At 67.1% G+C, this 25,428-nt stretch carries 24 protein-coding genes and 1 pseudogene; 7 read left to right on the top strand and 18 right to left on the bottom strand.

The window, feature by feature from the left end; genetic code table 11:
- Nucleotides 1-17: 17 nt before the first annotated feature.
- Both ACTU3I_RS05130 and ACTU3I_RS05125 read right to left on the bottom strand, forming a co-directional pair.
- Entirely contained in the window at nt 18-863 is an 846-nt protein-coding gene (locus ACTU3I_RS05130) for an HpcH/HpaI aldolase family protein (protein ID WP_442924568.1), read from the bottom strand.
- The gene (locus ACTU3I_RS05125; RefSeq protein WP_442924567.1) at nt 863-1,741 is read right to left on the bottom strand and encodes a 3-keto-5-aminohexanoate cleavage protein; all 879 of its coding nucleotides are present in this window, start codon (nt 1,739-1,741) and stop codon (nt 863-865) included. Before ACTU3I_RS05125 ends, ACTU3I_RS05130 begins: the two co-directional genes overlap by 1 nt.
- A gap of 92 nt (nt 1,742-1,833) precedes the next feature.
- On the opposite strand from ACTU3I_RS05125, the gene ACTU3I_RS05120 reads away from it, so the two are divergent.
- Nucleotides 1,834-2,415, top strand: a complete 582-nt coding sequence (locus ACTU3I_RS05120) for a TetR/AcrR family transcriptional regulator (RefSeq protein WP_442924566.1) — start codon at nt 1,834-1,836, stop codon at nt 2,413-2,415.
- 22 nt (nt 2,416-2,437) lie between these two features.
- Here the strand turns inward: ACTU3I_RS05120 and ACTU3I_RS05115 are convergent, their stop codons facing one another.
- The 5 genes and pseudogenes from ACTU3I_RS05115 to ACTU3I_RS05095 all read right to left on the bottom strand — a co-directional run bounded on the left by ACTU3I_RS05115 (nt 2,438) and on the right by ACTU3I_RS05095 (nt 5,604).
- Nucleotides 2,438-3,397: an aldo/keto reductase gene (locus ACTU3I_RS05115; protein WP_442924564.1), complete on the bottom strand. Its 960-nt coding sequence runs from the start codon at nt 3,395-3,397 to the stop codon at nt 2,438-2,440.
- Between the two features lie 5 nt (nt 3,398-3,402).
- Nucleotides 3,403-3,822, bottom strand: a complete 420-nt coding sequence (locus ACTU3I_RS05110) for a nitroreductase/quinone reductase family protein (protein ID WP_442924562.1) — start codon at nt 3,820-3,822, stop codon at nt 3,403-3,405.
- 30 nt (nt 3,823-3,852) lie between these two features.
- Nucleotides 3,853-4,107: an alpha/beta hydrolase fold domain-containing protein gene (locus ACTU3I_RS05105; RefSeq protein WP_442924561.1), complete on the bottom strand. Its 255-nt coding sequence runs from the start codon at nt 4,105-4,107 to the stop codon at nt 3,853-3,855.
- A 65-nt stretch (nt 4,108-4,172) separates the two neighbouring features.
- Nucleotides 4,173-4,667 (bottom strand): annotated as a pseudogene (locus ACTU3I_RS05100) (alpha/beta hydrolase fold domain-containing protein); the annotation flags it as partial.
- A gap of 163 nt (nt 4,668-4,830) precedes the next feature.
- Entirely contained in the window at nt 4,831-5,604 is a 774-nt protein-coding gene (locus tag ACTU3I_RS05095) for a glucose 1-dehydrogenase (RefSeq protein WP_442924560.1), read from the bottom strand.
- A gap of 129 nt (nt 5,605-5,733) precedes the next feature.
- Between ACTU3I_RS05095 and ACTU3I_RS05090 the strand changes: the two genes are divergently transcribed.
- Nucleotides 5,734-6,351: a TetR/AcrR family transcriptional regulator gene (locus ACTU3I_RS05090; protein WP_442924559.1), complete on the top strand. Its 618-nt coding sequence runs from the start codon at nt 5,734-5,736 to the stop codon at nt 6,349-6,351.
- A 123-nt stretch (nt 6,352-6,474) separates the two neighbouring features.
- Here ACTU3I_RS05090 and ACTU3I_RS05085 read toward each other — a convergent pair whose 3' ends face one another.
- Entirely contained in the window at nt 6,475-7,326 is an 852-nt protein-coding gene (locus ACTU3I_RS05085; RefSeq protein WP_442924558.1) for an alpha/beta hydrolase, read from the bottom strand.
- 210 nt (nt 7,327-7,536) lie between these two features.
- Between ACTU3I_RS05085 and ACTU3I_RS05080 the strand changes: the two genes are divergently transcribed.
- Nucleotides 7,537-8,556 (top strand): LacI family DNA-binding transcriptional regulator, encoded by a 1,020-nt coding sequence (locus tag ACTU3I_RS05080; RefSeq protein WP_442924557.1) that lies wholly within the window; start codon nt 7,537-7,539, stop codon nt 8,554-8,556.
- Here ACTU3I_RS05080 and ACTU3I_RS05075 read toward each other — a convergent pair.
- The 5 genes from ACTU3I_RS05075 to ACTU3I_RS05055 are packed head-to-tail and all read right to left on the bottom strand — an operon-like array spanning nt 8,533 to nt 14,740.
- Nucleotides 8,533-9,510 (bottom strand): alpha/beta hydrolase, encoded by a 978-nt coding sequence (locus ACTU3I_RS05075; protein ID WP_442924556.1) that lies wholly within the window; start codon nt 9,508-9,510, stop codon nt 8,533-8,535. The genes ACTU3I_RS05080 and ACTU3I_RS05075 overlap by 24 nt on opposite strands.
- Nucleotides 9,507-10,328, bottom strand: a complete 822-nt coding sequence (locus ACTU3I_RS05070) for an ATP-binding cassette domain-containing protein (RefSeq protein WP_442924555.1) — start codon at nt 10,326-10,328, stop codon at nt 9,507-9,509. Before ACTU3I_RS05070 ends, ACTU3I_RS05075 begins: the two co-directional genes overlap by 4 nt.
- Nucleotides 10,325-12,190 (bottom strand): dipeptide/oligopeptide/nickel ABC transporter permease/ATP-binding protein, encoded by a 1,866-nt coding sequence (locus tag ACTU3I_RS05065; RefSeq protein ID WP_442924554.1) that lies wholly within the window; start codon nt 12,188-12,190, stop codon nt 10,325-10,327. The genes ACTU3I_RS05070 and ACTU3I_RS05065 overlap by 4 nt, the downstream gene beginning before the upstream one ends.
- Nucleotides 12,187-13,128 (bottom strand): ABC transporter permease, encoded by a 942-nt coding sequence (locus ACTU3I_RS05060; RefSeq protein WP_442924553.1) that lies wholly within the window; start codon nt 13,126-13,128, stop codon nt 12,187-12,189. The genes ACTU3I_RS05065 and ACTU3I_RS05060 overlap by 4 nt, the downstream gene beginning before the upstream one ends.
- Nucleotides 13,129-13,186: 58 nt before the next feature.
- Nucleotides 13,187-14,740: an ABC transporter substrate-binding protein gene (locus ACTU3I_RS05055; protein ID WP_442924552.1), complete on the bottom strand. Its 1,554-nt coding sequence runs from the start codon at nt 14,738-14,740 to the stop codon at nt 13,187-13,189.
- A gap of 523 nt (nt 14,741-15,263) precedes the next feature.
- Here ACTU3I_RS05055 and ACTU3I_RS05050 point away from each other — a divergent pair.
- Nucleotides 15,264-16,328 (top strand): NADPH:quinone oxidoreductase family protein, encoded by a 1,065-nt coding sequence (locus tag ACTU3I_RS05050; protein ID WP_442924551.1) that lies wholly within the window; start codon nt 15,264-15,266, stop codon nt 16,326-16,328.
- On the opposite strand, the gene ACTU3I_RS05045 is transcribed toward ACTU3I_RS05050, so the two are convergent.
- Nucleotides 16,289-17,242 carry a GlxA family transcriptional regulator gene (locus ACTU3I_RS05045; RefSeq protein WP_442924550.1) on the bottom strand — a complete coding sequence of 318 codons (954 nt, stop codon included), beginning with the start codon at nt 17,240-17,242 and terminating at the stop codon, nt 16,289-16,291. The two genes, ACTU3I_RS05050 and ACTU3I_RS05045, sit on opposite strands and share 40 nt — an antisense overlap.
- 117 nt (nt 17,243-17,359) lie before the next feature.
- On the opposite strand from ACTU3I_RS05045, the gene ACTU3I_RS05040 reads away from it, so the two are divergent.
- Nucleotides 17,360-18,019, top strand: a complete 660-nt coding sequence (locus ACTU3I_RS05040) for a DJ-1/PfpI family protein (protein ID WP_442924549.1) — start codon at nt 17,360-17,362, stop codon at nt 18,017-18,019.
- A gap of 44 nt (nt 18,020-18,063) precedes the next feature.
- Nucleotides 18,064-18,381, top strand: coding sequence for a hypothetical protein (locus tag ACTU3I_RS05035; protein ID WP_442924548.1), 318 nt, complete (start codon nt 18,064-18,066; stop codon nt 18,379-18,381).
- 66 nt (nt 18,382-18,447) lie between these two features.
- On the opposite strand, the gene ACTU3I_RS05030 is transcribed toward ACTU3I_RS05035, so the two are convergent.
- A complete protein-coding gene (locus ACTU3I_RS05030; protein WP_442924547.1) occupies nt 18,448-18,951 on the bottom strand; it encodes an Lrp/AsnC family transcriptional regulator in 504 nt (167 codons plus the stop codon).
- Nucleotides 18,952-19,096: 145 nt separating this feature from the next.
- Between ACTU3I_RS05030 and ACTU3I_RS05025 the strand changes: the two genes are divergently transcribed.
- Nucleotides 19,097-21,418, top strand: a complete 2,322-nt coding sequence (locus ACTU3I_RS05025) for a transketolase-like TK C-terminal-containing protein (RefSeq protein ID WP_442924546.1) — start codon at nt 19,097-19,099, stop codon at nt 21,416-21,418.
- Nucleotides 21,419-21,424: 6 nt separating this feature from the next.
- Here ACTU3I_RS05025 and ACTU3I_RS05020 read toward each other — a convergent pair whose 3' ends face one another.
- The 3 genes from ACTU3I_RS05020 to ACTU3I_RS05010 are packed head-to-tail and all read right to left on the bottom strand — an operon-like array spanning nt 21,425 to nt 25,415.
- Nucleotides 21,425-22,816, bottom strand: a complete 1,392-nt coding sequence (locus ACTU3I_RS05020) for an MFS transporter (protein ID WP_442924545.1) — start codon at nt 22,814-22,816, stop codon at nt 21,425-21,427.
- Nucleotides 22,813-24,228 carry a GH1 family beta-glucosidase gene (locus ACTU3I_RS05015; RefSeq protein WP_442924544.1) on the bottom strand — a complete coding sequence of 472 codons (1,416 nt, stop codon included), beginning with the start codon at nt 24,226-24,228 and terminating at the stop codon, nt 22,813-22,815. The genes ACTU3I_RS05020 and ACTU3I_RS05015 overlap by 4 nt, the downstream gene beginning before the upstream one ends.
- Nucleotides 24,225-25,415: a serine hydrolase domain-containing protein gene (locus ACTU3I_RS05010; protein ID WP_442924543.1), complete on the bottom strand. Its 1,191-nt coding sequence runs from the start codon at nt 25,413-25,415 to the stop codon at nt 24,225-24,227. Before ACTU3I_RS05010 ends, ACTU3I_RS05015 begins: the two co-directional genes overlap by 4 nt.
- Nucleotides 25,416-25,428: the final 13 nt, after the last annotated feature.

The raw sequence follows: 25,428 nt of genomic DNA, 5'->3' as shown, positions 1-25,428 counted from the left end.
ATGTACTCGGGGGCCGGTCAGCTTTGTCGCCGGGCTCGGGCGTAGGCGCGGGCCGCGGCGATGGTCGGCTCGTCCCAGTCGGGGGTGGATATGAAGTCGAAGCCTTCGTCGATCGCGCGGTGAAGGTCGGTGGCGGCAGGGTTGCCGACGGGTACCCCCGCCGCCTTGCACGACGCGACGACGGCCGCCCGGTAGGGATCCAGCACCGGGTCGGCGACGTCGAAGGTGTGGATGCCGAGGCTGACGAGACCGTCACCTGGCCCCCAGAGCACAGCGCCGACCCCGGGCACGGCGACGAGCTCGTCGATGTTCTCCCAGGCCTGGACGCTCTCCACCAGCAGCACGAGCATCAGTTCACCCCGCGGGCTGAGCGGCCAGAGATCCGCGCGGGCGAAGTACTCCTCGGGTGAATCGATGCCGAGGTATCGCATCGCCGTACCGGGGAGCGCGCCGCGCCGGCCCGTCGGGCCATCGTCGCCGGGCCGGGGATAGCGCATGGACTGCACCACCTCGCGCACGTCGTCGGGCCGTGACGCCTGCGCGAGCAGGAGACCCATCGCGCCGTAGTCGAGCGTCTGCTTGTGCACCCACGGCGCGCGATCATCCGCTGTCACGGGAGTGCGCACGATCGGCGACGCCGGCGCCGGACGCCGAGATGCGGTGCGCCGGCTGAGGAGCCACTGCAGGGAATGGCCGAGCTCGGCGAAGCCGAAGCCGGTGTGCTCCATATCCACGAAGACGAAGTCGGCGGAGGAGTCGCCCGCGCCCTGCGCTGCGGCGAAGTCGCCGTTTTGGAGCCATGCACCGAAAGCGACGTCGCCCCGTTCCAGCGTGGCGATGAGTCCGTTCAGACGATCGGCCATCAGCTCGTCATCCCGAGCATCTCTCTGGCCTCCTCGGGGGTCGCCAGCTCACGACCGTACTCGCGAGCGAGCTCGACGACGGCGAGCGCGAGTTCCTGATTGGTCGGCAGACCTCGCTCGGGGTAGGCGTAGTCTCCGATGCCGATGGAGATGTGCCCTCCGTGTTCGAGCACCTCCGGGGCGATCTGGAAGAGGTCGTCGGCGAAGACGGTCACGGACCACTCCCCGGAGAGCTTTTCGGGCACGAGCGTGCGGTACGCGTGAAGACCGGCCGGTGTGGGCGGGTGGTTGATGAAGGACCGGCCGCCACTCATGCCGAATGTCATCCACACCGGCGCATCGAGGATCCCCATCGACGTGAAGATCTCGGCCAGGCGCAGGTTCGGCGCGTTCCAGATCTGCAGGTAGGGCTTGATGTCCTGCTCGCGCAGGATCTCGGCGAACTGTTTGAGCGTGCCTGTGGAGTTCACGTACACCTTGTCCGTCGTCTCGAAGTCCGAGCCATCCGGCGTCAGCAGGTCGAAGTTGCTACTGCCCATGTCCAGGGGGATGAGGTCTGGTCCGAGCCCGTCTGCAACGAGCCGCAAGACGTTCGCCAAGCGCGTGGTGGGGTCAGCCACCTGCATCTCTGCGCCCAGCGACGTGTGGATGAGGACGTCCGATCCCGCGCGCACGCGCTGCATCACGTCGCGATAGGTCTCGTACGAGAAGTCCGGTGCGCCCGTGGGGGTCCGTGAGTGGAAGTGGAACATCGCCGCGCCGATCTCGCGGCAGTCGTCGGCGACCCGCCCCAGCTCCTCCGGCGTGAACGGGATGTGCGGATTGACATCGCGGGACGCGAACTCGTTCACACGCATCTCGAGAATGAGCTTCTTCATGGGACCTCGCCGTCGGTAAGGAAACGTTTACTTCACATTAGTCGACACATCGGCGAGTCGTCAAGAAAGACTTACTTCGCTAGACTCGTAAGGTGCCCTCCTCCTCCGACACTTCTTCGCGCATCCTCGAAGCGGCCGTGCGGGAGTTCGCCCAGCATGGGCTGGCGGGAGCGCGGATCGACCGCATCGCCGCGGTCGCCAACGCGAATGTGCGTTCGATCTACGCTCACTTCGGCAACAAGGAGGAGCTGTTCTTCGCGGCGCTGAACACCGCGTTGGACGGGATGGCGGCGAGCGTACCGCTCGTCGACAGCGACCTGCCGGAATGGGCGGGTCGGCTCTTCGACTATCACCTCGCGCACCCGGAAGCGCTGCGCATCGCCCTCTGGCGCCAGCTCGAGCGCCCCGAGCACGGCCACTCGTCGACGCACGCGTATGTCGAGCGGGTCCGGGCCATGTCTGCGATCGACGAGGTCACGGCCGAGACGGTCGACACACTCGTCTTCATCTTCGCTCTGGCACAGAGCTGGTACCTGTCCCCCACCGTGCTGCTGAGCGCGGACGGGAGCGACCCCGGGTCCCCGGAGCGCCTCCGCGACCACCGGCGCGCCCTCGTCGCTGCTGCGGCCGCGGTGTGCGCACGCACTTCGATACGCACCGACGCGACGAGGTGACGGACCGCTCGGGCTGGTCGCGCTAGTCCCAGACCGGCATGTTCTCGGCGGTGTAGCGCGCCCCGAATCCGCCTTCGGGCAGGATCTGTCCGATTCGTTCGAGCGTCGCCGCATCGAGGTCCAGCCCCGCTGCGGCCGCGTTATCTCGGACGCGGGCGGCCTTGCGGCTTCCGGGGATGGGTACGACGTGTGGTCCACGGGTGAGAAGCCAGGCGAGCGCCAGCTGCCCGATGGTGGCGTCGAGCGAGCGCGCCAGGTCTCCGAGCTGTTCCGTGGCCGCAACGTTCTTCTCGTAATTCCCGGGCTGCCAGCGCGGGTCGGAGTTGCGCATGTCCGCCGCGTCGTACTGCCCCGCGGGTTTCGCCGTGCCGGTGAGAAAGCCGCGCCCGAGAGGGGAGTAGGCGACCAAGCCGATGCCGAGCTCACTGAGCGAAGGGAACAGGGCCTCCACCTCACGTTCGAACAGCGAGTACTCCGTCTGCAGCACCGACACCGGGTGAACGGCGTGGGCACGTCGCAGGATCGCGTCGCCGACCTCGCTCAACCCGAAGTACTTCACGTCTCCCGCCTCGATGAGCTCCTTCACGGTGCCCGCCACCTCCTCGATCGGGACGGTGGGGTCGTAGCGGTGCTGATAGAGGATGTCGATGCGGTCGGTGCCGAGGAAGCGCAGGCTGTTGTGCACCACCTCGCGGATGTGACTCGGACGACTGTCGAACCCGTAGTCAGAGGTGAAGCCGAACTTGGTGGCGAGGACGACGTCATCGCGAAACGGCGCCACGGCGCAACCGAGAACCTGTTCGTTCTCACCCCAGCCGTAGAGTTCGGCGGTGTCGAAGTGCGTGACACCGGCTTCGTACGCGGCGACGATCGCGTCGCTGCCGTTGTCCGAGCTGCCGCCGTAGGCCATCGAGATGCCCATGGCGCCGTACCCGATGGCGGAACTCCTCAGGCCCTGCTCCCCCAAGCTGCGCGTCGTCATCCGGTTCACGATGTCTCCTCGAAAGTGACGTGCATGAGAGGGCTGCGGTCCAGCCACTCCTCGAGCGGCTCGACCGGTTGCGAGATGTAGCCCCGGTGAAGGGGTTGGTTCAGGTCGGCGATGATCGACTCGAACACGCGGACGCGCTCCTGTGCGTCGAGCACCGCTTCCGCCGTCGCCGCGAGATCGGCGCGGTATCCGTGTTTCAGGTGCATGGTGAATCGGGGGTTCTTGCGGAGGTTGGCGTACCACGCCCTCCTCGCCGGCTGCGTCGTGAGATAGATCTCGCCGTCCACTCGGTAGAACCAGATCTCGATCCGGCGCGGCCTTCCGGTCCGCGCGCCGATGGTGGTGATGTCGACGGTGCGCGCCGAGGCGGATGACGCCGGGGTGATGGCCAACGCACGCTGTGCTCGTTCATCCACTGTCTTTTCCTTCTCTCCGGTTTTGTCTCGTCAGATGCTTCGGATGACACGAATTCGGTCTTCTCGGTGACGAGCACTGCTCTCATCACCGAGAAGAAGGACGTCGAACGCGTGCGGCATTCCCGAGTGCACATGTAGTTCGGCGGCGACGCCCGCCCGCCAGAGCCCCTGCGCGCAGGCGACGCTCTCGTCGCGGAAGATGTCCACCTCGCCGACGTCGATGTAGGCGGGGGCCAGATCGGCGAAGTTCTCGTTGCGCGCGGGGGCGATCGTGGGCAGGACCACCGCGGACCCTTCCCTGTGCGCGAGCACCGCACCCATGCCGTCCGGTTGAACTCGTAGGAGAACATGGATGACGCCGCGGCCATGTGTGGGTCCGGCTCCGTGTTGCGGTCATCCAGCATCGGATAGATGAGGATCTGCTTCGCGACGCCGATGTCGGCGTCGCGCGCGAGGAGGGCGACCGCGGCCGCGATCCCACCGCCTGCGCTATCGCCCATGACGGCGATGCGGGTCGGGTCCACGCCCAGTTCGTCGGCGTGTTCGATGAGCCAGCGCAGACCGACCAGGCCGTCCCGCGCCGACGTGCCCGCGGGCGCCTCCGGCGCGAGGCGGTAGTCGACCGAGAGGAAGGGCACGCCGCTCCACCGCACGAGGGTGCGGACCAACGGGTCGGAGAGATCGACACTGCCGGCGACCATAGCGCCACCGTGGAAATAGACGATCGCGGAGCTCGTCGTCCTTTCCGAAGGCTCGTTCCAGCGAAGAAGGATGCGATCACCACCGGCCACTGCCGCCTCGTAGTCGGTGGATGTCACATCCGGGTGGTCGGGAAGCCCGCGCATCTGGGCGAGGCCATCATCGAGGATCGCTCGAAGGCTCAGCGCGTCGCCCGGGACGAAGTGAGCGAACAGGGGGGAGCCGGACGGACCGGCACCGGCGGCGATGAGCCGCTGGATGCGCTCATCGAGTTCGAAGGACATGGATGCTCCAGGGCAGCCGGCGAGCTCAGACGGAGGGGACGGCGGGTCCGAGGAGCAGCCCCCCGTCGATGACGAACTCCGAACCGGTGACGAACGCGGCCGCGTCGGAGGTGAGGTACAGAAGCATCTCGGTGATCTCCTCCGGCTGAGCCATGCGCTTGATCGCGAAAGGCTCGGCGGAATAGGAGTCGCTCGTCGGGGCGACTCCCGGACGCAGCGGCTCCGTGATGAAGGGCGTATCGACCACTCCGGGGTGAATCGAGTTGACCCGGATGCCGTCACGCCCCAGCTCGAGGGCAGCGGTACGCGTCAGACCTCGGATCGCCCACTTGCTCGCCACATACGGCGAGAGATACGCCAACCCGGTGTTGGCCGCCATCGAAGCGATGTTGACGATCGATCCTCCGCCGGCCCGCCGCAGTGAGGGGACCGCCGCGCGGATGCCGAGGTACTGGCCGGTGATGTTGACGTCGATGACGCGCTGCCAGTCCTCGACCGTCCCCTCCTCGATGAGCGTGGGCACGCTCCCGACGCCGGCGTTGTTCACGAGAACCGTGAGCGGCCCGAAACGCTCCTCCACGCTCGCGATCGCCTTCGTCCAGTCCGCCTCCCGGGCGACGTCGAGACGGAGGAAGGTCGCCCGTTCTCCGAGTTCGTCGGCCAGCGCCTGTCCGGCCTCGTCCCTGACGTCGGTGATGGCGACCGAGGCGCCCTCGCGGACATACGCGTGAGCGTGTGACGCGCCCTGCCCGCCGGCACCGCCCGTGATGAGGACGACGGCATCTTCGAAACGATTCATGTGGTTCGCCTTCCGCGCTTTTCGAGCCACCCTAAGGTGAGTGGCTCAACTCACCACCACGGTATGCCTCCCAAAAGAGTGAGTCAAGTCACTCACCTCAGTCACTGCGTTTCTGGATACGATCAGGACATGACCGGGGACGCATTGACGTATCACCAGCGCGTCGCGACCGACAAGCGGGCTGCGATCCTCGTCGCCGCCCGGGAGCTGTTCTCCCAGCACGGGTACGACAAGACATCGCTCGTGCGCGTCGCCGAGAGGGCGAACGTCTCGACGGCGACGCTGTTCAAGCAGTTCCCGAACAAGGCGGCGTTGTTCGAGGCGATCGTCCTCTCCTTCTGGAGCGAGGTGGGGACGCCGGAGTCAGCGCCCGCACCGGGCGACCCACACGCCGGTCTGCGCTCGCTGGGATCTCGATACGCCGCTTTGTTGCTGCGAGACGGGATGGCCGGACTGTTCCGGCTGGTGATCGCCGAGGCGCCGCAATTCCCGGAACTGGCGCGGATTCAGTTCGATCTCGGCAAGGCGCCGTTCTTCGACGAGGTGCGCAGGTACATCGAGGAGGAGAGTGCCTCGGGATCGCTCGCCGTGGAGGAGCCCGAGATGGCGGCGACGCAGTTTCTCGGGATGATCTCCAACTACGTCCTGTGGCCCCGGATGCTGCTCGTCGACTGGGAGCTGCCGACAGGCACAGTGGACCGCGTAGTCGACAGCGCGGTCGAGACGTTCCTCGCCCGCTACCGGTAGACACGTCCCCCACCAGGGCGAACGCTCGACCGACTCGGGTCTACGGCCGCGGCGGCGTCCGCCGAGGCGATGAAGGCTCGGCTACTGCGGGTCAAGCTGGCTCAGCACAGCCCGTCAGCGGCGTCAGAGAGGATTGAGCGCGTCCCTGTGCAAGCCGCGAACGGCTTCCGCGATCTGGGCTCGCCAGGCGCGTGGGCCCGCGGAGATGGTCGGGAGCGCCGGCGAGAAGTGCACCTGTCCGCCATAGACGACCGACACGCACGGGACGCCTGCGTCGCGCAGTCTTACCGCATACGCCTCACCGGCAGGGCGAATCGCGTCGTACTCCGCCGAGATGATGAGGGCGGGCGGTAGACCCGTCAGATTTTCGGCTCGCGAGGGAACGGCATAGACATCGCCATCCCGAACGCCATCAGGAAAGTAGAAATCCTGCAGCTCCACGATGGCGGCGATCTCCTCGTCGGAGGCCTCCGGGGAAGGATGCTCCGTAAGCGAGAAAGACGCGTCCACCGCTGCCACCTCGAGGATCTGCAGTCGGATGTCGGGTCCATCGCAGTCGCGCGCGAGGAGGGTCAGTGACGCGGCGATCCCACCACCTGAGGAGATTCCGCCGACGGCAAGCCTCTCGGCGTCTATGCCGTGGCTCGCGCCCCCCGAGCCCGCCATCCACCGCAGCACGGCCATGCCCTCGTTCAGGGCCGCCGGATACGGGTTCTCCGGCGCGAGCGCATAATCGATCTCGACGACCACGGCGTTGGCCTCGATGGCGAGCCGTCGGCAGAGCGCGAGCATGTCCTCTGTCTCGTACGATCGCATCCAATAGGCGCCGCCGAAGAAGTACAGCACGGCAGGTAGCGGTGCCGACGCACCAATGGGCCGAAAAATCCGGATCGGAATGTCGCGCGTCAGGCCGGGAACCGTCAGGTCTTCGACGTCGACCGCGTCCCAACGCGGGTCGCGGGGCATGGTTGCCATCAGCGCATGCAGGTCGGCCTCGATGGATGCACGACGCTCAGCGACCGTACGGCCCTCGTAGCGGCGGGGCGATCTTTGTCGGGCGAGGACTGGTAAGAGAGCGGGATCGATAGACACGGCATCCTTAAGAACGATCGGAGTTATCGAAGCACTTCGATTGGTCTATGCTAACCCAGGACGATGACGCGCACCACCTGGATCGGAGGCGACGTGAGCGGGAAGGACGGCACGATTTACCAGGTGGCCGAACGCGCCGGCGTCAGCATCTCAACGGTCTCGCTGGCGATCAACCACCCCGACCGAGTGAGGCCGGCCACGCTCGACCGCATAATGACCGTCGTCGACGAACTGGGCTTCGTGCCGAAGGAGCAGGCCGTTGCGCGAGCGAGGGTCGGGGTCGGGCGCATCGTCGTCGTTGCGCCATTCACCTCATATCCCACCTACTTGCGACGGCTCCAGGGCGTTCTGTCCGAGGTTGGCCGCGACGGCACCCAGGTGATCGTCCACGACCACGAAGACCTCGCGCTCGCCCAATCTCCGTTACTGGGCTCCATCCCGGTGAAGGGACACGTCGACGGGATCATCATCATGGACATGGTGATCGAGGAGAAAATCCGGGCGAGGCTGTCGAATCGACTCCCGACGGTGCTGATCGGCACGATCGCCCAGGGCCTTCCCAGAGTGGATATCGACAACTTCGACGGCGGGCGCCTCGTCGGTCGGCGTCTCGCCGATTGGGGCCACCGACGCGTGGCCTTCGTGCGCGAAGCGCAGCCCAATCTCTTCCGAGGATCCCCGACTGAGCTGCGCCTCGAAGGACTGACCTCGGTTCTGGGTAAGAACAATGTCGTGGACGTCGGTGTCCCCCGCGATGAGACAGGCGGCGTTGAAGCCATCCGCCTTCTCTTCGATGAGGTCAACCGTGACGGGTGGCCGACCGCCGTGTTCGCGACTCGGGACATCGTGGCGCTGCGAGTGTGGCGGGCTGCCCGCGACGCCGGCCTCAGGGTGCCAGAGGACCTTTCTATCGTCGGATTCGACGACGATCCGACCATGGAAGCGATAGGTCTGACCACGGTGAGGAACCCTCTCGAGGAGACCGGAGCAGCCGCACTTCGGATGCTGCGGCGCCGCCTCGGTGGCGAGAGCCCCGAAGATGTCAGGCTTCCCGTCGAATTTATCGAGCGCCAGACAGCGGGCCCCGCGTCATCGGGAGGTCATGTCGCGTAGCACCGCCGCAACCTCGGCGTGCCACAGCCGCGCACCCCGCACCCGCGCTGTCAGGCCGGCAGAGCCGTGCAACAGGCCGAGATGGCGCGTCGCCGAGACTTCCACGTTCGCTGCACGAAGCGCTGCGACGTACGCCTCGGCGGAGGGGGCAGTGGGGTCGTACTCCGCGGTCATCACGTGCGTCGGCGGCAAGCCGGCGACATCCCCGGCCGCTGGCGAGACATAGGGGTGCTCGGCGGAATCTCCGCCGGTGTACACGTGGAGCAGATCGGAGATTTCTCCTATTCCGTTCGCCGCCGCGTAGTCCGAGGGCCACTCGGCGGTCGGCCGCAGATCGACCGCCGGCACTTCGAGAATCTGGCCAGCGATGACGGGGCCTCCCCGATCCCGAGCGACCTGAGCCAATGCTGCCGCGAGGTTTCCTCCCGCCGACGCCCCACCGACGATGAGGCGGGCTGGATCGACACCCAGATCCTCATGTTGAGCCGCGATCCAAAGCAGGGCAGCGTATGCGTCGTCCAGCGCCGTCGGGAACGGGTGTTCCGGTGCGAGGCGATAGTCGACGGTAAAGAGTGTGACCTCGGCCTCGGTGGTGCGCTGAGCACAGATCGCGTCATTGATCTCCTCGTCGATCGAACCCAGCCAGAACCCACCTCCGTGGAGCACAAGGTAGCCGGGAAGGACGCCGGACGCGTCGGCGGGCCGGTATTGGCGCACTCGGATCTCGCCGCCCGATACCGGAATCACATGATCACGCGTCACGACTGGCCAGGCACGACGCACACCGAACTCGCGGAAGAGGGCATCACTGAGGCGTTGGCGTGCGGCCCTGTCCTCCGCGACGGCCTCCGCCTCGATTCGCTCGGTCTCAGCGCCGAGGCCCATCTCCGCGGAGAGATACTCGACGCGATCTGTCCACTCAACGGTCTCCCGGTCCAAGATGACACGGCTCATAGTGCGGTCCTTTCCCTACGTCGACGATTCTGGATCTCGGGGTCAGGCGAGGGGGCTGCCTCGAGGAGCGAGCGGGTGTACTCGTCAAGAGGGGCCTGAACGATTCGTGCCGCAGGACCGTGTTCGACGATTCGGCCGTGGTGCATGACGGCAATCCGCGTCGACATGTGCTCTACGACTGCCATGTCGTGGGTGATGAAGAGATAGCTCACTCCGAGACGCTGCTGGAGATCGAGGAGAAGATTGAGAATCTGAGCCTGAATCGACAGATCGAGCGCGCTGACGGCCTCGTCGCAGACAATCAATTTGGGCTCCAGCATGAGGGCGCGCGCAATCGCGATTCGTTGCCGTTGCCCGCCGGAGAATTCAGGGGGATGGCGCTGCGCGACATCCGGCGGGAGACCCACTACCCCTAGCCAGTGCGCGACTCGCGCCCGTGCATCCGCGCCCCGCGCCAGCCCGTGCGCGAGGAGTGGTTCTCGCAACGTGTCTCCGATGGGCTTGGCCGGATTGAGGGAGGCGTAGGGATTCTGGAATACCACTTGAATATCCCTCGTCAGCTCACGACGACGTGATGCGGACGCGCCCACGAGCTCTTCGCCTTCGAATCGGATGCTTCCGGAGGTCACCGGCGCGAAACCCAAGACCGCGTCGCCGAGGGTCGACTTCCCTGAGCCGCTCTCTCCGACAACGCCGAGCGTCTCGCCGCGACCGATGTAGAGCGATATCGCATCGTTCGCGACCACCGGTGGCCGTCGGCGGCCTCGACGATACGTCACGGTCAGATCGCGGATGTCCAGCAGTTCGGAGTCGGTCACGATGCCTCCGCCATAGCGCTTACTCGAATACAGCGACTCTCGCGGTTGTCGTCGAGCCGGACGAGATCGATCGGCGCAATCCTGCAGGCGTCCGTTGCCAGGGCGCACCGATCGGCGAAGTGGCAACCAACCGGCCATGCCGCGGGAGCCGGGACTTGGCCGGGGATGCTGGGAAGAGCCGCTCCCGGCGTCGCTGTGTGCGGATTGGCGTCGATGAGCGCACGCGTGTAGGGGTGAAGCGGCTGACGATACAGCTCGGCGGTGGGCGCCTGCTCGACGATCTCTCCCGCGTACATCACGACCGCGCGGTCGCAGACGTCGGCAAGGACTCCCCAGTCGTGGGTCACGAGAATCAGAGCCATGTCGAACCGAGCCCGGAGCTCGGCGAGCAGGTCCAGGATCTGCTGTTGCACGCTGACATCGAGCGCTGTGGTCGGCTCATCCGCGATGAGCAATCTGGGACGGCCGGCGAGTGCCAGGGCGATCCCGACACGCTGAGCCATGCCGCCGGACAACTCATGCGGGTACTTACGCAACACACTCGCGGCGTCACGCAACCCGACGAGCTCGAGGAGCTCGCGCGCTCGCTCATCCGCGGCGGATCGCGATCCGGCATCGTGACGTCGCACGACCTCGCGCAGCTGCGACCCTACAGTGAACACAGGATCCAGAGTGTTCATCGGCTCTTGCGGCACGAATCCGATCTCGGCGCCCCGCAGCCGAGACACGGGCGAACGCCGCATACGGTCGAAGGTCACGCCATCGAAGTTGATAGAGCCTCCCACGATGCGGCCGCCATCCCCGAGCAGATCGATGAGGGCCCGGGCTGTGACCGACTTACCACTTCCCGACTCGCCGACGATCCCCACCGCTTCGCCACGTCGAACGTCGAAGCTGACGTTTCGCACGACCACCGTGAAGCTCGCACCACTCGAGTAGCCAACGGACACATCGCGCACACTGAGCAAAGCGTTGGGATCCGCGTCAGGCACCGGCCGCGCGGGCACGGCGGACTTCTGCTGGCTTCCTCGGCCCACGCCCGCGCCTTCCCGGGAGAGGGCGTCACGTGCGCCGTCCCCGATGAGTCCGAGGCACAGAACCACCACCGCGATGAGCATTCCGGGCGGCACCAGGAGCCAGGGGTGGCTCGTGAGGGCGTTCGAGGCGTCACTGATCATCGATCCCCAGCTGGGTCGTGGGGGTTGGACCGAGAAACCGAGGAATGCCAGTCCGCTCTCGACCAGGACTGCGGATGCAGCGAAGAGAGACACCTGCACGATGACAGGGCCGCCGAGGTTCGGCAGGATATGCCGCCAGAGGACAGCCGCGTGTCCGAGACCGGAGGCCCGGGCGGCCTTCACGTACAGCTCGGACGATGCCTCGATGGTGCTGGCACGCACGACGCGGAACAGTCCTCCGCATCCCAGCACGCCGAGTGTCACCATCGCCGCAACGAGATTGCTGCTGAAGACGGAGATGACGACCAGCAGGATGATGATCACCGGGACGGCGAACAGCACGTCCACCACCTTCGAAAGGATGGTGTCGATGGCGCCGCGGCAGTAGCCGGCCAACATTCCGAGCGGCACCCCCAGGGCAACGAACACGGCCACCGCGATGGTCGCGCCCGTCAAGGACACCTGCCCGCCGTACAGCAGTCGGCTGAGAAGATCTCGCCCGAGCGTGTCGGCACCGAGCGGATGCGCGAGGGTGGGGAGCGAGTTGGCGGCCGAGAGATCCTGAGTGAGCGGATCGTATGGCGCGACGAGCGGAGCGAGAAAGCAGGCGAGCGTAATCGCGAACAATATCGCGGTCGCAGTGACGGCGAGCGGCTTGCGGAGGAAACGCGTGAAGGATCTCACACCACTCTCGCCTTCGGGTTGAGAACGCCGTAGAGAAGATCTACGACGAGATTCGTCACGATCACCATGAACGTGAAGACCAGAGCGACGCCCTGGACCACGGGAATGTCGTGGCTGGCGGTGGCGGAGACGACGAGTCCGCCCACGCCGGGCAGGGCGAACACGTTCTCCACGAGAACGGTTCCCGAGAAGAGCCCGATGAACATCACTCCGAGCACGGTGGCGATCGGCACAGCGGCATTCTTGAGAACGTGTCGGAAGACGATCGAGCTCTCCGACAGGCCCTGCGCGCGCATCGCGCTCACATACTCACGATCCAGCTGGCGACGCATCGCGTCCCGCGTCTGCTTCGCGATGAGCGCCACCCCTCCGACGCCCAGCGTTATGACCGGAAGAACCATTCCTCGTAGCCACTCTCCCGGCGATACCGCCAAGTCCGTATATCCGGTGGCCGGGAACAGCGGGATCGCGACGGCGAATGCGGCCACGAGGATGAAGCCGAGCCAGAAGTTCGGGACCGAGGCCCCGATCAGCGCGACGACGTCCGTCACCCTCGAGAGAAAACCCTTGGAGCGAGCACTCGCGATTCCGAGCGCGACTCCGAACACCATCGAGAAAAGCAGCGCCCCGAATACCAACGACAGAGTCGTGCCCAGCCGGCCGGCGATGAGCTCGGCGACCGGCTGGTTACTAAAGATCGACGTACCGAGGTCACCGTGCACGGCGTTCGCGAGCCAGTCGGCGTAGCGGGCGAAGAGCGGATCGTCCAGTCCCAGCTGGGCGCGGAGCGCCTCATACTGCTCCAGTGTGCCGTTCTGACCGATGATGACGCGCGCCGCGTCTCCCGGAGCGAGGGCTGTCAGCACGAAGGTCAGGGCCGTCACCACGAAGAGAAGGAGCACGGAGGTCCCCAACCACCTCAGGAGGAGAAGATTCACCGAAACGTCATCCTCTGGGAGTGGGAGGGGACCGCCGCGCCGGCCATGGATGGAACCGTCAACGCGCCGGTTCGATGTCGATGATGGCCACGATCGGCGACAGACCGGTCGTCGCCGTCATCGCCGCGTCGTCGATCTTGTCGGTCCAGTAGTTGCCCAATGGGGTCCACCCGACGGGGGCGAACCACCCCAGCTCGACGATGCGGCTCTCGATGTCCTGGCTGATCTCCTCCACCTCTTCGGGTGCGGCGGTCAATAGTTGCTGTGTGAGATCAGTGAGTCGGGCGTCCTCACTGTGGAACGCGTTGAAGAACGCCGAAGTGCCGTAGAGGCTGCTCGCCTCCACGACGAGGGGCAGGCTGCCGTATCCGATCCAGGCCGCGGGGAACTCACCCGACGACATCCGGGTCGCCCACTCGTTCGTGTCGGCGATGCTCTCCATATCGATGGTGATGCCGACCTCGGCGAGCTGGCCCGCGATCGCCTGGACCATCGTGTCGCCATTGAAGAACGGTGTCGAAGCCACCTTCATAGAGAACCCGTCGGGGTAGCCGGCCTCGGCGAGAAGCTCCCGGGCCTTGTCTTGATCGTAGGCGTAGTACTCATCGAGTTCCGGCTGGTAACCGACGTCGCGTGTGGTCTGCGTCGTCGGGTCTGCGAACTCGCCGTAGATCGCGTTCACCACCGCCTCGCGATCGATGGCGAAGTTGATCGCCTGTCGCACCCGCTGGTCTGCAAGAGCGGGCACGAGTGTGCCGGCTCGATCGAGGAGGTTGAGACCCGAGAAGACGTTGGGGACGTAGTGCGAATGGATTCCTGCCGCCTCGGCTTCCGCTGCCGTCGTGTAATCGAAGGCAGCAACGTCCACCTGGCCCGACCGCATGGAGTTCAGAATCGACGACTGGTTCGTGATGACCTTGATGGTCACGCGGTCCCAGTGCACGTTTTCCTTATCCCAGTACTTGGGGTTCGGTGTGTAGACGTAGTGGTCGCCGGCGACAGTCTCGTCTGCTTCGAGCACGTACGGACCAGCGCCGTGCGTCGTCGTTCCGAGCGCCTCCGGGTCGGCCAGTCCGTCAGGGCTGACGACGTTCGCCGGTCCCGGGTTGAACTGCGTGAAGTAGAACTCTGCCCCTGGGAGGGGTGCGGCGAAGTTCACGCGAACGGTCATCGGATCGACGACCTCGAACGTCGCATCAGCCAGTGCGATCGAGGAGGAACCGCCTGCACTCTGCACATAGTTCCAATGGTCGACCACCCCCTGCGCCGTCAGCGTGCCGCCGTCTGAGAACTCGACGCCTTCACGGAGCGTGAACTGGAACGCCGTGTTGCCTTCACCGACATAGCCCCACTCGGTGGCAAGGCCGGGACGCAGCGTGCCGTCCGACCCGCGGATGATGAGCGGGGAGTACGCGAGATCGGCGTACCACTGGAGAGCCTGATCGAGGACGGCAGGATCCAACGACGCAGGCGACGTCTGAAGTGCGACGTTCAGCTCATTGGAATCCTCCTCGGCGGGCTGATCGATGCCCGCACAGCTGGTCAGAGCAGCGGCCGCGACCGCGACAGAGACGGCGACGGCGGCGAGGCGCTGTGAAAAATGTGACGTCACGGTTGAACTCCAGCTTCCTTGAGGGTTCGGATAATTCGAAGCACTTCGATGCGGACGACTCATCACAGCCGATTCGTCAGGGGATGTCAAGCATTCCATCGAAGCAATTCGACAATTCACCCCGCGAGGGCACCGGGCGTCGCAGTGTCGTCCGGCAAGTTCCACGCTCGAAGCACTTCGGTTCCTGGTACGCGGGCGAAGGAAATCCGGGCGCGGCTGGACGCCGACGATGCGGATCGGCTTGCGCACCGCGTAGAAGTCGCCTCGGTCCTGCGAGGGCACTCGCGTGATGAGCTCGCAATCGGAGTCGCGAGCGTGATCGAGCGACTCCTTGATGTTTCAGGCCATCGCGCACGGCCCGCCGTGGCGCTCCAGAAGCTGGATTCATTGCTCACCCGGCCGCTGCGGTCGTCCGCGCCCGGGCGCGACTCCGTGATTCACTGAGGATGGTGATCGTCGCCGCCGGCCTCCCGACGTCGCGCGATGTCCGCCCTCAGCTGCCCACGAACGAAGAGTGCAACCCGTGACACCCATTCCTGACTCCATGCGCGCTGTCCGCAACACCACCCACGGCGGCCCGTCGGCGCTGACCGTCGACACGATCGACGTCCCGTCGCTCACGCCGAGCGAAGCGCTGATCCGCGTCCATGCCGCCGGCATCACATACCCCGACGTTCTCCAGACGCGAGGCGCGTATCAGCTTCGCATCCCCCTGCCATTCACCATCGGCTGCGAGCTCGCGGGAGAGGTGGTGGCAGCAGGCCCGGATGCGGGAGTGTCGGTGGGCGACCGTGTAGCCGCGATCGCCCCGTCCGGTGCGTTCGCGGAGTACGCCGCCGTGGACGGCGCTCGCGTGCTGCCCCTTCCGGACAACCTCGACTTCGCGACAGCCGCGGGCATGCCGATGAACGTCCTCACGGCAGATTTCGCCCTGTCGCACCGCGGCCGCCTGCGCTCGGAGGAGACCGTCCTCATCCAAGGTGCGGCAGGAGGTCTGGGGGTCGCGCTGATCCAGCGCGCGAAGATCATCGGCGCCCGGGTGATCGCGGTGGTCTCGACTCCCCAGAAAGCAGAGGTCGCGAGGGCCGCGGGTGCTCACGAGGCGATCCTCGTCGACGGGTTCCTCGACGCAGTCAGATCATCCACAGCAGGTCGCGGCGTCGACATGGTCGTCGATCCGGTCGGGGGCGATCGATTCACCGACTCGCTGCGCGCGCTCGCCACCGACGGACGGTTGCTCGTCCTCGGCTTTGCGGCGGGGGAGATTCCCACCGTCAAGGTCAACCGGCTGCTCCTGAACAACATCGCGGTCATCGGCGTCGCCTGGGGCGGCCTCATGGCGACCGGCGCCATCTCTCCGCGCCAGCAGTGGGAACAGCTTCTGCCCGCCATCGCCGCGCGCGAGCTGGACCCCATCATCGGCACCATCGAATCCTTCGAGGACACCCCGCTTGCCGTCGCGGCGCTCGATGAGAGGCGGGCGCACGGGAAGACCATCATCCGAGTCCGCCCGGAGGAGGAAAGTCGAGGGAGCGCGAGCGTCCGCCGTCACGCGGCGACCGAGCGGGACCGGAACACCTTCCGGTAGGCGCCGGGCGTCACGCCGACGACCTTGCCGAACTGCGCACGGAAGTTGCTGCTCGTCGGAAATCCGGTCTGAGCGGCGATCCTCTCCACGGTGTAATCCGTCGTCTCGAGAAGCTCCTGCGCATGGCGCAGGCGCACGCCCGCCACCCACTGGAGGGGACTTTGCCCCGTCTCCTTCCTGAAGCGTCGCGTCACCGTGCGGGCGCTCATCCCGGCCGCCTGCGCGATCTCGGCCAGGGCGAGGTCGCGGTACGCGTTGTCTTCGATCCAGGCCAGGACGGCGGAGAGGGTGGAGGCGCGTTCTGTCGGTCGATTGCGGACGATGTACTGAGCCTGGCCGCCGGGCCGGTGCAGCGGGGCGACGGCCAGCCGCGCAGCATCCGCGCCGACCGCCGCTCCGTAATCACGCTCCACGACGTGCAGGCAGAGGTCCAGTCCCGAGGAAGCGCCCCCCGAGGTGAGGATGCCGCCGTCGTCGGTATACAGCACGTCGGCGTTCAGACGCACCGCGGGAAACCGTGCGCTGAACTCCTCGGCGGCGAGCCAGTGGGTCGTGGCGGTCCGCCCGTCCAGCAGACCCGCCTCGGCGAGCGTGAAGGCGCCGACGCAGATGGAGGCGATCCTGGTCCCGCGCTCCGCCGCCGCACGCAGCGCGTCCAGGACGGCGGGCGGCGTCGGCTGCAGCGGATCGTTACGCCCGGGCACGACGATGAGGTCGGCGCGCTCCAGCGCCTCCAGGCCCTCGTCCACGCTCAGCCGGAGCGGACCGGCTGAGACCGTCCGATCGTCGCCGGCGACCAGGATCCGGTACGCAGGGCGCCCGTCGGGAAGCCTCACCCGTCCGAACGCCTCGATGGGCGTGGCCACATCGAAGGCGATCGCATCCGGTAGAGCGAGCACGACAACGGTGTACATGGGGCGATCCTAGGCCGCGCTGAGGGTGGCGAGAAACAGGCGGATGATGACCTTCTGGCCACGACGCCGCGCTCTGCGTATGCCGACGATGGAAGAAAGCCATCGGAAGGAACCCGCATGCCGCAGCTCCGCGCCCAGTTCGTCCTGTTCGACGGATTCGACCCGCTCGACGTCGTCGCGCCGTTCGAAGCCCTCACCGCGGGCAGCGATTTTCTCGGCGGCGCCCTTCAGGTCGATCTCGTGAGCGCCGGCGGTCCCGGCCCCGTGCGAGCCGGGACCTCCCAGCTGTCCCTGACCGCTGTCGCGACGCTCGACCCGGATGCGGCGGGCTACGTGCTCGTGCCCGGCGCGGTCGGCCCCGTGGATGGCGACCCCGATGCCGGAGACGAGACGATCCCCGTGCTGCTCGCGCGATTCGCCGCGAGCGAGGCGATGCCTCTCATCCGTCGCGCCCTGGAGAATCCGGATGTCACGGTGGCCGCATACTGCGGCGGATCGCTCGCTCTGGCGATGGCAGGGCTCATCGAAGGGCGCACCGCCACCACCCATGTCCTCGGCGTGGACATGCTCGAGGCGACCGGGGTTCACGCCGTCCGCGCACGGGTGGTGGACGACGGAGACCTGATCAGCGGCGGCGGGGTGACCTCCGGCCTGGATGTCGCTCTGTATCTGCTGGAACGCGACTTCGGCTCGCACATCGCGCGCGACGTCGAGGACCTGTTCGAGTACGAGCGCCGCGGCACCACGCTCAGAAGCGGGCAGCGCCCCGCTGCATGACTTCTCCTCCCCCGACCCGACATGACGCGAAGGACGACCACTCAATGAGCACGATCACCGGGAGCTGGAGCCTTCACATGAAGACGCCGGTCGGAACCATCCATGCCGACTACCTCTTCGTGGACGCGGACGGCGTGGTCACCGGCAGCGCGAGCGACGGGAGCCGCATCACGCCGCTGACCGACATCGTCGTCCAGCCCGGCGCCGACGGCGAGCGCGTCACCTGGCGCCAGAGCATCACGAAGCCCCTGCGGCTGAACCTCGAGTTCGACGTCACCGTCGACGGCGACGCGCTGATCGGCGAGTCCCGCGCCGGGCGCCTTCCGCGCACTCGCGTCACCGGCGAGCGCATCGATTCCTGAGGCCACTTCCCCGCCAGGCGCGGCCCGGCAAGGCATGGTCGCACACGGAGGAGCCTTCGCATTCGCTCACCCGGCACGGGGTGTGGTCCGCCCCCGGCGCGGGGATGCGGCGCTTCCGATGAGCTGTGCGGCGCGATAGGGCAACAGCTCACGCATCACCAGGCCCGTCTCCGTGCGCACCACCCCGGGGATATCGAGCACAGCACCCGCGACGCGGTACAGATCGTCCGTGTCGCGCGCGACGATGAGGATGATCAGGTCGGCGGCGCCAGCCACTCCGTTGACCTCCAACACCTCGGGGATCGCCGCCAACGCATCCGCCACGGCGTGCAGCTCGCGCTGGATCACCGTCGTGGTCACGAACGCGCGCAGCGGGTACCCCAGGAACGACGTCGCCACGCGATGCTCGAACGGCAGCAGAGCCTTCTCGGCGTCATATCGCTGCAGCCGGGCCCGGACGGTGTTGCGAGCGAGGCCCGTGCGCTCCGAGATCTGCACCCCGGTCGCCGTCGGATCGTCGATCAACGTCTGCAGGATGGCTCGGTCAGTGGCGTCGGCTTCGCGTTTCATCACACTGATCACCTTAACGATCGGTCGACCGGCTGTTTTGCGCATCTTGATCATTTGCAGATTGTCGTTTGCTCTCAATGATCATCGCGTGGATACTCAGCTCACGAAGTGAGCGAATCCGAATCTTGAGACGACGGAGACCATGATGACGACTGCGGCCGCAATCGACGACCGTGCACTGGACGTCACGACGCTGCGCAGCGTCGAAGACAAGGTCTTGTGGCTCGCGACCGCGATCGTGCATCACGCCAACAAGGTCCGGCCCAACGACTCAGGAGTGAAGGTCGGTGGACACCAGGCCTCCAGCGCGTCGATGGTCACGATCATGACCGAGCTCTGGCTCGAGCAACTGCAGGCGGAGGATCGCGTCTCGGTCAAGCCCCACTCCTCCCCGGTGCTGCACGCGCTGGAATTCCTCCTCGGATCGCTGGACGAGAAGTGGATGACGACTCTGCGTGAGTTCGGCGGGCTGCAGAGCTATCCCAGCCGGCGAAAGGACCCCGTCCCGGCCGACTACTCCACCGGGTCGGTCGGCATCGGGGCGACCGCCCCGATCTGGGGAGCCATCGCCCGCCGATACGTCGATTCGATCTCCGGCGCGGCAGGGACGGGCCGTCAATACTCTCTCGTCGGCGACGCCGAGCTTGACGAAGGCGCGGTCTGGGAAGCAGTGTTCGACCCGGCGGTGCAGGAGCTCGGCGAGGTCGTGTGGATCATCGATCTCAACCGTCAATCCCTCGACCGCGTGGTACCGAAGACGGCAGCACGCCGTATCGAGCGTATTTTCGATGCCGCCGGCTGGCAGGTTCTGACGGTCAAGTTCGGGGCTCTGCTCGAGGAGTTGTTCTCGCGGCCCGGCGGCGCGGCGTTGCGCGAGCGCATCGTCGACATGCCGAACGCCGAGTACCAGCGTCTCCTGCGGTGCTCGGCCGCGGAGGTGCGCGACCGCCTGCCCGGCACCGGCCCCGCGAGCGACGCGATACGGACGCTGCTGAACGATCTGGACGACGAGACGGTCCGCGCGGCGATCCGCAACCTCGGAGGCCACGACTTCGAGGCGCTGCGCGCCGCGTTCGCCGCTATCGACGACAGCCGCCCGACGGTCATCATCGCCTATACCGTGAAGGGCTACGGCCTCCCCATCGAGGGCCACCCGCAGAATCACTCCTCATTGCTCACCGTCGAGCAGTTCGACGCGCTCGCAGCGCGCCTGGGCGAGTCTTCGACCGCCCCCTGGTCGCGATTCGACGCGGACAGCGAAGCGGGGGCCGCCGTCCACGCCGCGGCACAGCGACTCGCCCGACGAGCGGTGACGCCCACCGCGCTCGCATCCGCTCCATCCGATCTCGGTCGCACGCCGCAGAACACCGCGACGACCCAGGCGGCGGTCGGCCGCATGCTGGTGGATCTCACGCGGGTGGCTCCCGAGCTTGCACGCCGCGTCGTGACGGTCAGCCCCGATGTCAGCTCGAGCACGAACCTGGCGGGATGGATCAACAAGGTCGGCGTCTGGGCGCCTGACGAGCGCCCCGACTGGTTCAGCGACGACAACGAGACCATGCTCCATTGGAGCGAACGTCCCGACGGGCAGCACATCGAACTCGGCATCGCCGAGGTCAACCTCGTGTCGCTCCTGGGCGAGCTGGGTGCGACCTGGAGCAAGTGGGGCGAGCCGCTCATCCCGATCGGCACCATCTACGACCCGTTCGTCGAGCGAGCGCTGGAGCCGTGGTCGTACGGCATGTACGCGGGCGGTCAGTCCATCCTCATCGGCACGCCGTCGGGGGTGACACTGGCGCCGGAGGGTGGCGCGCACCAGTCGATAAAGACCCCGAGCATCGGCCTCGAGCAGCCCGAGTGCATCAGCTACGAACCCGCCTTCGTGATCGACGCCGAGTGGACGCTGCTCGCAGCCATGAAGCAGATCGGCCGGCCCCACGGCCGCTCGGCCTACTTCCGGCTGTCCACGCGGCCGATAGATCAGAAGCTTGCCGAGGTTCCGAGCGATCCGGCCGCACGCGAGCGGCGTCGGCGTCAAGCGGTAGCGGGCGGGTATTTCCTGCGCCGCGCGGACACTCCGCAGGTGACGCTCGTAACGATGGGAGCGCTGGTGCCGGAGGCTCTCTCGGCGCACGACCGACTGGCGCAGATCGGCATCGCCGCGGACGTGATCTGCCTCACCAACCCCGGCCTCATCTTCGAGGCGATGCAGGCGCGCCGGCGCGGGTCATCGGCCGATTCGTGGATTCTCGAGCAACTGTTCCCCCGCGAGCGAGCACGTCCGATGGTGACGGTCCTGGACGGCCACCCGCACACGCTGGCGTTCCTCGCGACGATCCATGCGGTGCCGTCTGTCACGCTCGGGGTCAGCCAGTTCGGGCAGTCCGGCGACATCGCAGACGTGTACGAGTACCACGAGATCAACGCGGACAGCATGATCCGGGCGGCCCTGGATCTGACGTCGTAAGCCTCGTCACGAGCCTCGATGCCGCTCGCGCTCGCGCGGGATGAAAAGCCCGAGCAGCAGACAGAGCAGCGCCGCGATGAGCCCGAGGACGAGAGCCGTGACGAAGGCGGATTCCGTGGGCCCTCGCACCCCGCCGACCGTTGACGTCGAACTCGCCAGCACAGCTCCCAGCACGGCCGAGGACGCGCTGGTGCCGAGCGCGCGCATGAGCGCGTTCAACCCGTTGGCCGCGCCGCTCTCGCCCACGGGAACCGCCTGTGTGATGAGGGCGGGCATCGCGCCGTAACCCAGTCCGAAGCCGATGCCTATCACGATGTTGACGACGAGGATCTGCCACACCTCGTCGTGGAACACGATGGCCCCGGCGTAACTGACGGCGACGACGCCGGCTCCGCAGACGAGCAGAGGCTGCGGTCCGCGACGGCGCTCGGCCCGGCCGGCGAACGGTGTCACGGCGAGCATCGTCAGCCCCGGCGGAGCCAGAACCAGGGCGGCGGCGACGACGGTCAATCCGAGTCCGATCCCGGTGGCGCGGGGAAGTTCCAACAGCTGCGGGAACACGATGTTCGGTGCGAACAGCGCGAATCCCATGGCGACCGATGCGAGGTTGGTGAGGAGCACCGCCGGTCGCGCGCTGACGCGCAGATCGACCAGCGGCTCACGCACACGCAACTCCACGAGACCCCATACGACCAGCACCGCCACCCCGCCGACCAGTGCGATCAGGGTGGGCGGCGCTGACCAGCCCCACTCCCCACCCCGTGATACCCCGACGAGGACGGCCACGAGCCCGACCGACAAGCCGACGATGCCCGGAACGTCGAGGCGGGCGGGGTTTGTCGTGGAGTCCTTCGGGACAACGGCGGCGTACAGGGTGACGCACGCCACCCCGAGGCCTGCCGCCATCCAGAACAGCACGTGCCAGTCGAAGCGCTCGATCAGCACCGCGCACAACGGGAGCCCGAGCGCGCCGCCGACGCCGAGGGTGACGCTGACGAGCGCGATAGCCGTACCGAGTCGTTCTTTCGGCAGCACGTCACGCAGCAGCGCGATGCCCAGGGGGACGATCCCCATGGACGCCCCCTGCAGCACCCGGGCGACGATCATCGGCTCCCACGCGGACGACACCGCCGCGATGAGCGAGCCCACGGTCTGGATGACCAGGAGGGACAGGGCGATCCGCCGCTTGCCGTACATGTCGCCCAGGCGGCCGGCGATCGGCGTGCACACGGCGCCCGATACGAGCGTGGCCGTGATCATCCACGCCGCATTCTCCCCGGATGTCGACAGGAGGGCGGGTAAACGCGGCTGCAGCGGGATCAGGATCGTCTGCATGAACGCCGCGCAGGTGCCGGTGAACGCGAGGACGGCGACGAGCAGGCCCGCCCGCCGCGTCACGTCCCGGGAGATTGCGCGGCAATGAGCGCGGCCAGCCAGCGGCCGCTGTCCTTCACGATCCTGCGCTGCGTCTCATAGTCGACGCGGACGATCCCGAACCTCTTGCCGAATCCCCACCCCCACTCGAAGTTGTCCAGGAGCGACCAGACGAGATAGCCCCGCAGATCGGCGCCGCGCGCGAGAGCTCTCTCCGCCGCCCAGAAGTGACGTGCCAGATAGTCCACGCGTTGACGGTCGTGTACGCGGCCGTCGACCTCGACGTCGTCGAACGCCGCCCCGTTCTCGGTCACCATGAGCCGCAGATCGGGAAACTCCTGCGCGAGGGACACGAGCAGGTGCTCGAGTCCGTCTGGCGAGATCCCCCATCCCATTGCCGTGCGCTCCCCGGCCGGCGGGATGAACTCGACGTGTTCGCTTCCCGGCCATGGCGAGCCGGCGGCGGCCCGATGACCGTCGTCGACGGACCGCTCCGACCGACCGTCCCACATCCGCACGCCGGTCGTGTAGTAGTAATTGACGCCCAGGACGTCGATGGGCTGCTGGATGTCCTCGAGGTCGCCGTCGTGCACGAATGACCAATCCGTGACGACCGCGGTGTCTCGGACGAGCCGCTCGTTCAGGCGCCCGTGCAGCAGCGGGTCCAGAAAGCTGCGGTGCGCGAGCGCATCGATCCGCTCGATCGCCTCCTCAGAGGTGTCGTCTACCGCTTCGAGCCCGGTGAAGTTGAGCGTGATCGAGTACTGCGCTTCGTGATTCGTCACCGCGTCGCGCAATCGCTGCAGCGCCCATCCGTGTGCGAGGTTCAGGTGGTGGTTCGCGGCGAGCGCAGCGGCCCCGTCGGTGCGTCCGGGGGCGTGGGAGCCGGACCCATAGCCCAGGTAGGCAGAGCACCACGGCTCGTTGAGGGTCGTCCACACCGCCACCCGGTCGCCGAGCGCTTCGCCCATCACGGCGGCGTAGTCGGCGAACCGGAGGGCCGTATCGCGCGCGGGCCAGCCGCCGGCATCTTCCAGCGCCTGCGGGAGGTCCCAGTGGTAGAGCGTGGCGATGGGCGTGATCCCGCGAGCGAGCAGACCGTCGGCGAGCCTCGAGTAGAAGTCGATCCCCCGCGGCTCGACCGCGCCGGACCCCGTCGGCTGGATCCGCGGCCATGAGATCGAGAAGCGGTATGCCTGCAGCCCCAGTTCGGACATCAGGTCCAGATCCTGCTCGAGCCGGTGGTAGTGGTCATCCGCCACATCGCCGGTGTCGCCGCCCACGACTCGGCCGGGCGTGCGGCTGAACGTGTCCCAGATCGACGGGCCGCGGCCATCCTCGTTCGCCGCCCCCTCGATCTGATAGGCCGCCGTGGCCGACCCGATGAGGAATCCCGCCGGGAACTGCGGCAGGCTCCCCTCCGTCGACCTCGTCACGACAGGCGCCGGATGCTGTCGCGGGCGAGTTCGGAAAGGCGCACCGGCTTGGCCAGCTTGCCGCCGGCGTACGTACCGCCGCCCATGTGCTGAACCGGCAGCGGAATGTACCCGAAGGACATCTCGAACAGCGGGTCCGCGAAGCCGATGGCACCGCCGCCGCCGTCGTGACCGAACGCCGTGTAGCTGCCGAAGTCCTCGTTCGGGTTCGGGCGCATGAAGACGGTGCCGAAGTTCATCGTCGCGTCGAGCACGCGGTCCTGTCCCCACGAGCGCTGCTGGCTCATGCGTTCCAGCGCATCCCTGCTGACGAAGGGGTCGCCGACGTGGCCGAGAGCCGCGGCGTAGGCCTTCGCAAGACCACGGGCCGACCCGACTCCGGTCGCTGCCGGGAGCGCGGTCGCGCGGAACTCACGGATGTTGGGGCTGAACCAGACGTCGGCGGGGTCCACCGCGTCACGGCCCCATTCGGCGAGGGCGTGGGCGGTGAGGCTGAACGGGGAACGCGCCGGCCGCCCCTGTGCCAGCTGCTCCACCGTGCGCTGCGCGGGTCGCAGTGCACGGTAGCGGTGGTCCTCGGACTCGGGAAGCCCGAGGTAGAAGTCGATATCTCGGGGCGCGCGGATCTCGGACTCGTAGATCTCCGCGAGCGTAGACGAGGTGACCCGTCGCACGAGCTCCGCCATGAAGACCCCGATCGCCACGCCGTGGTATCCGAACATCGAACCGGGTACCCAGAGCGGACGCTGGGTCGCCATCTTCTCCGCGGCGAGGCGGTGATCGAGCAGGTCCTCGCGGGTGTAGCCCCCGTCGGGTGCGAGCAGCCCCGACTGATGAGAAAGCAGCTGCGCGACGGTTACCCCGCTCTTTCCCTGGGCGCCGAACTCGGGCCAGTACGTCACGACGCGCTCCTCGAGATCGAGCGCGCCCTCATCGATCAGCTTCGCGATCACGAGGGCCGAGACGCCCTTGGTCGCAGAGAAGGGCGACGTGACCGAATCGGCGTCGAACTCCGCGCCGCCGAAGAGGTCGACGACGAGCTCGCCGCGGTGGTAGACCGCGAGCTGCGCGCTCAGATTGGTATCGGTGAGCAGGTGCGCGTCGAACTCGTCGCGCACCGATTCGAACCCGGGGTGGACGAATCCGAGGGACGCTCGCTGGGACGCGACGCGGGTGTATTCGGGCATGGCTGTTCCTTTT

The organism is Microbacterium sp. RD1 (assembly GCF_052220165.1).
Classification (GTDB): domain Bacteria; phylum Actinomycetota; class Actinomycetes; order Actinomycetales; family Microbacteriaceae; genus Microbacterium.
Note: the sequence above shows the minus strand (reverse complement) of the source record. Positions and strands in the feature narration are given on the sequence as shown.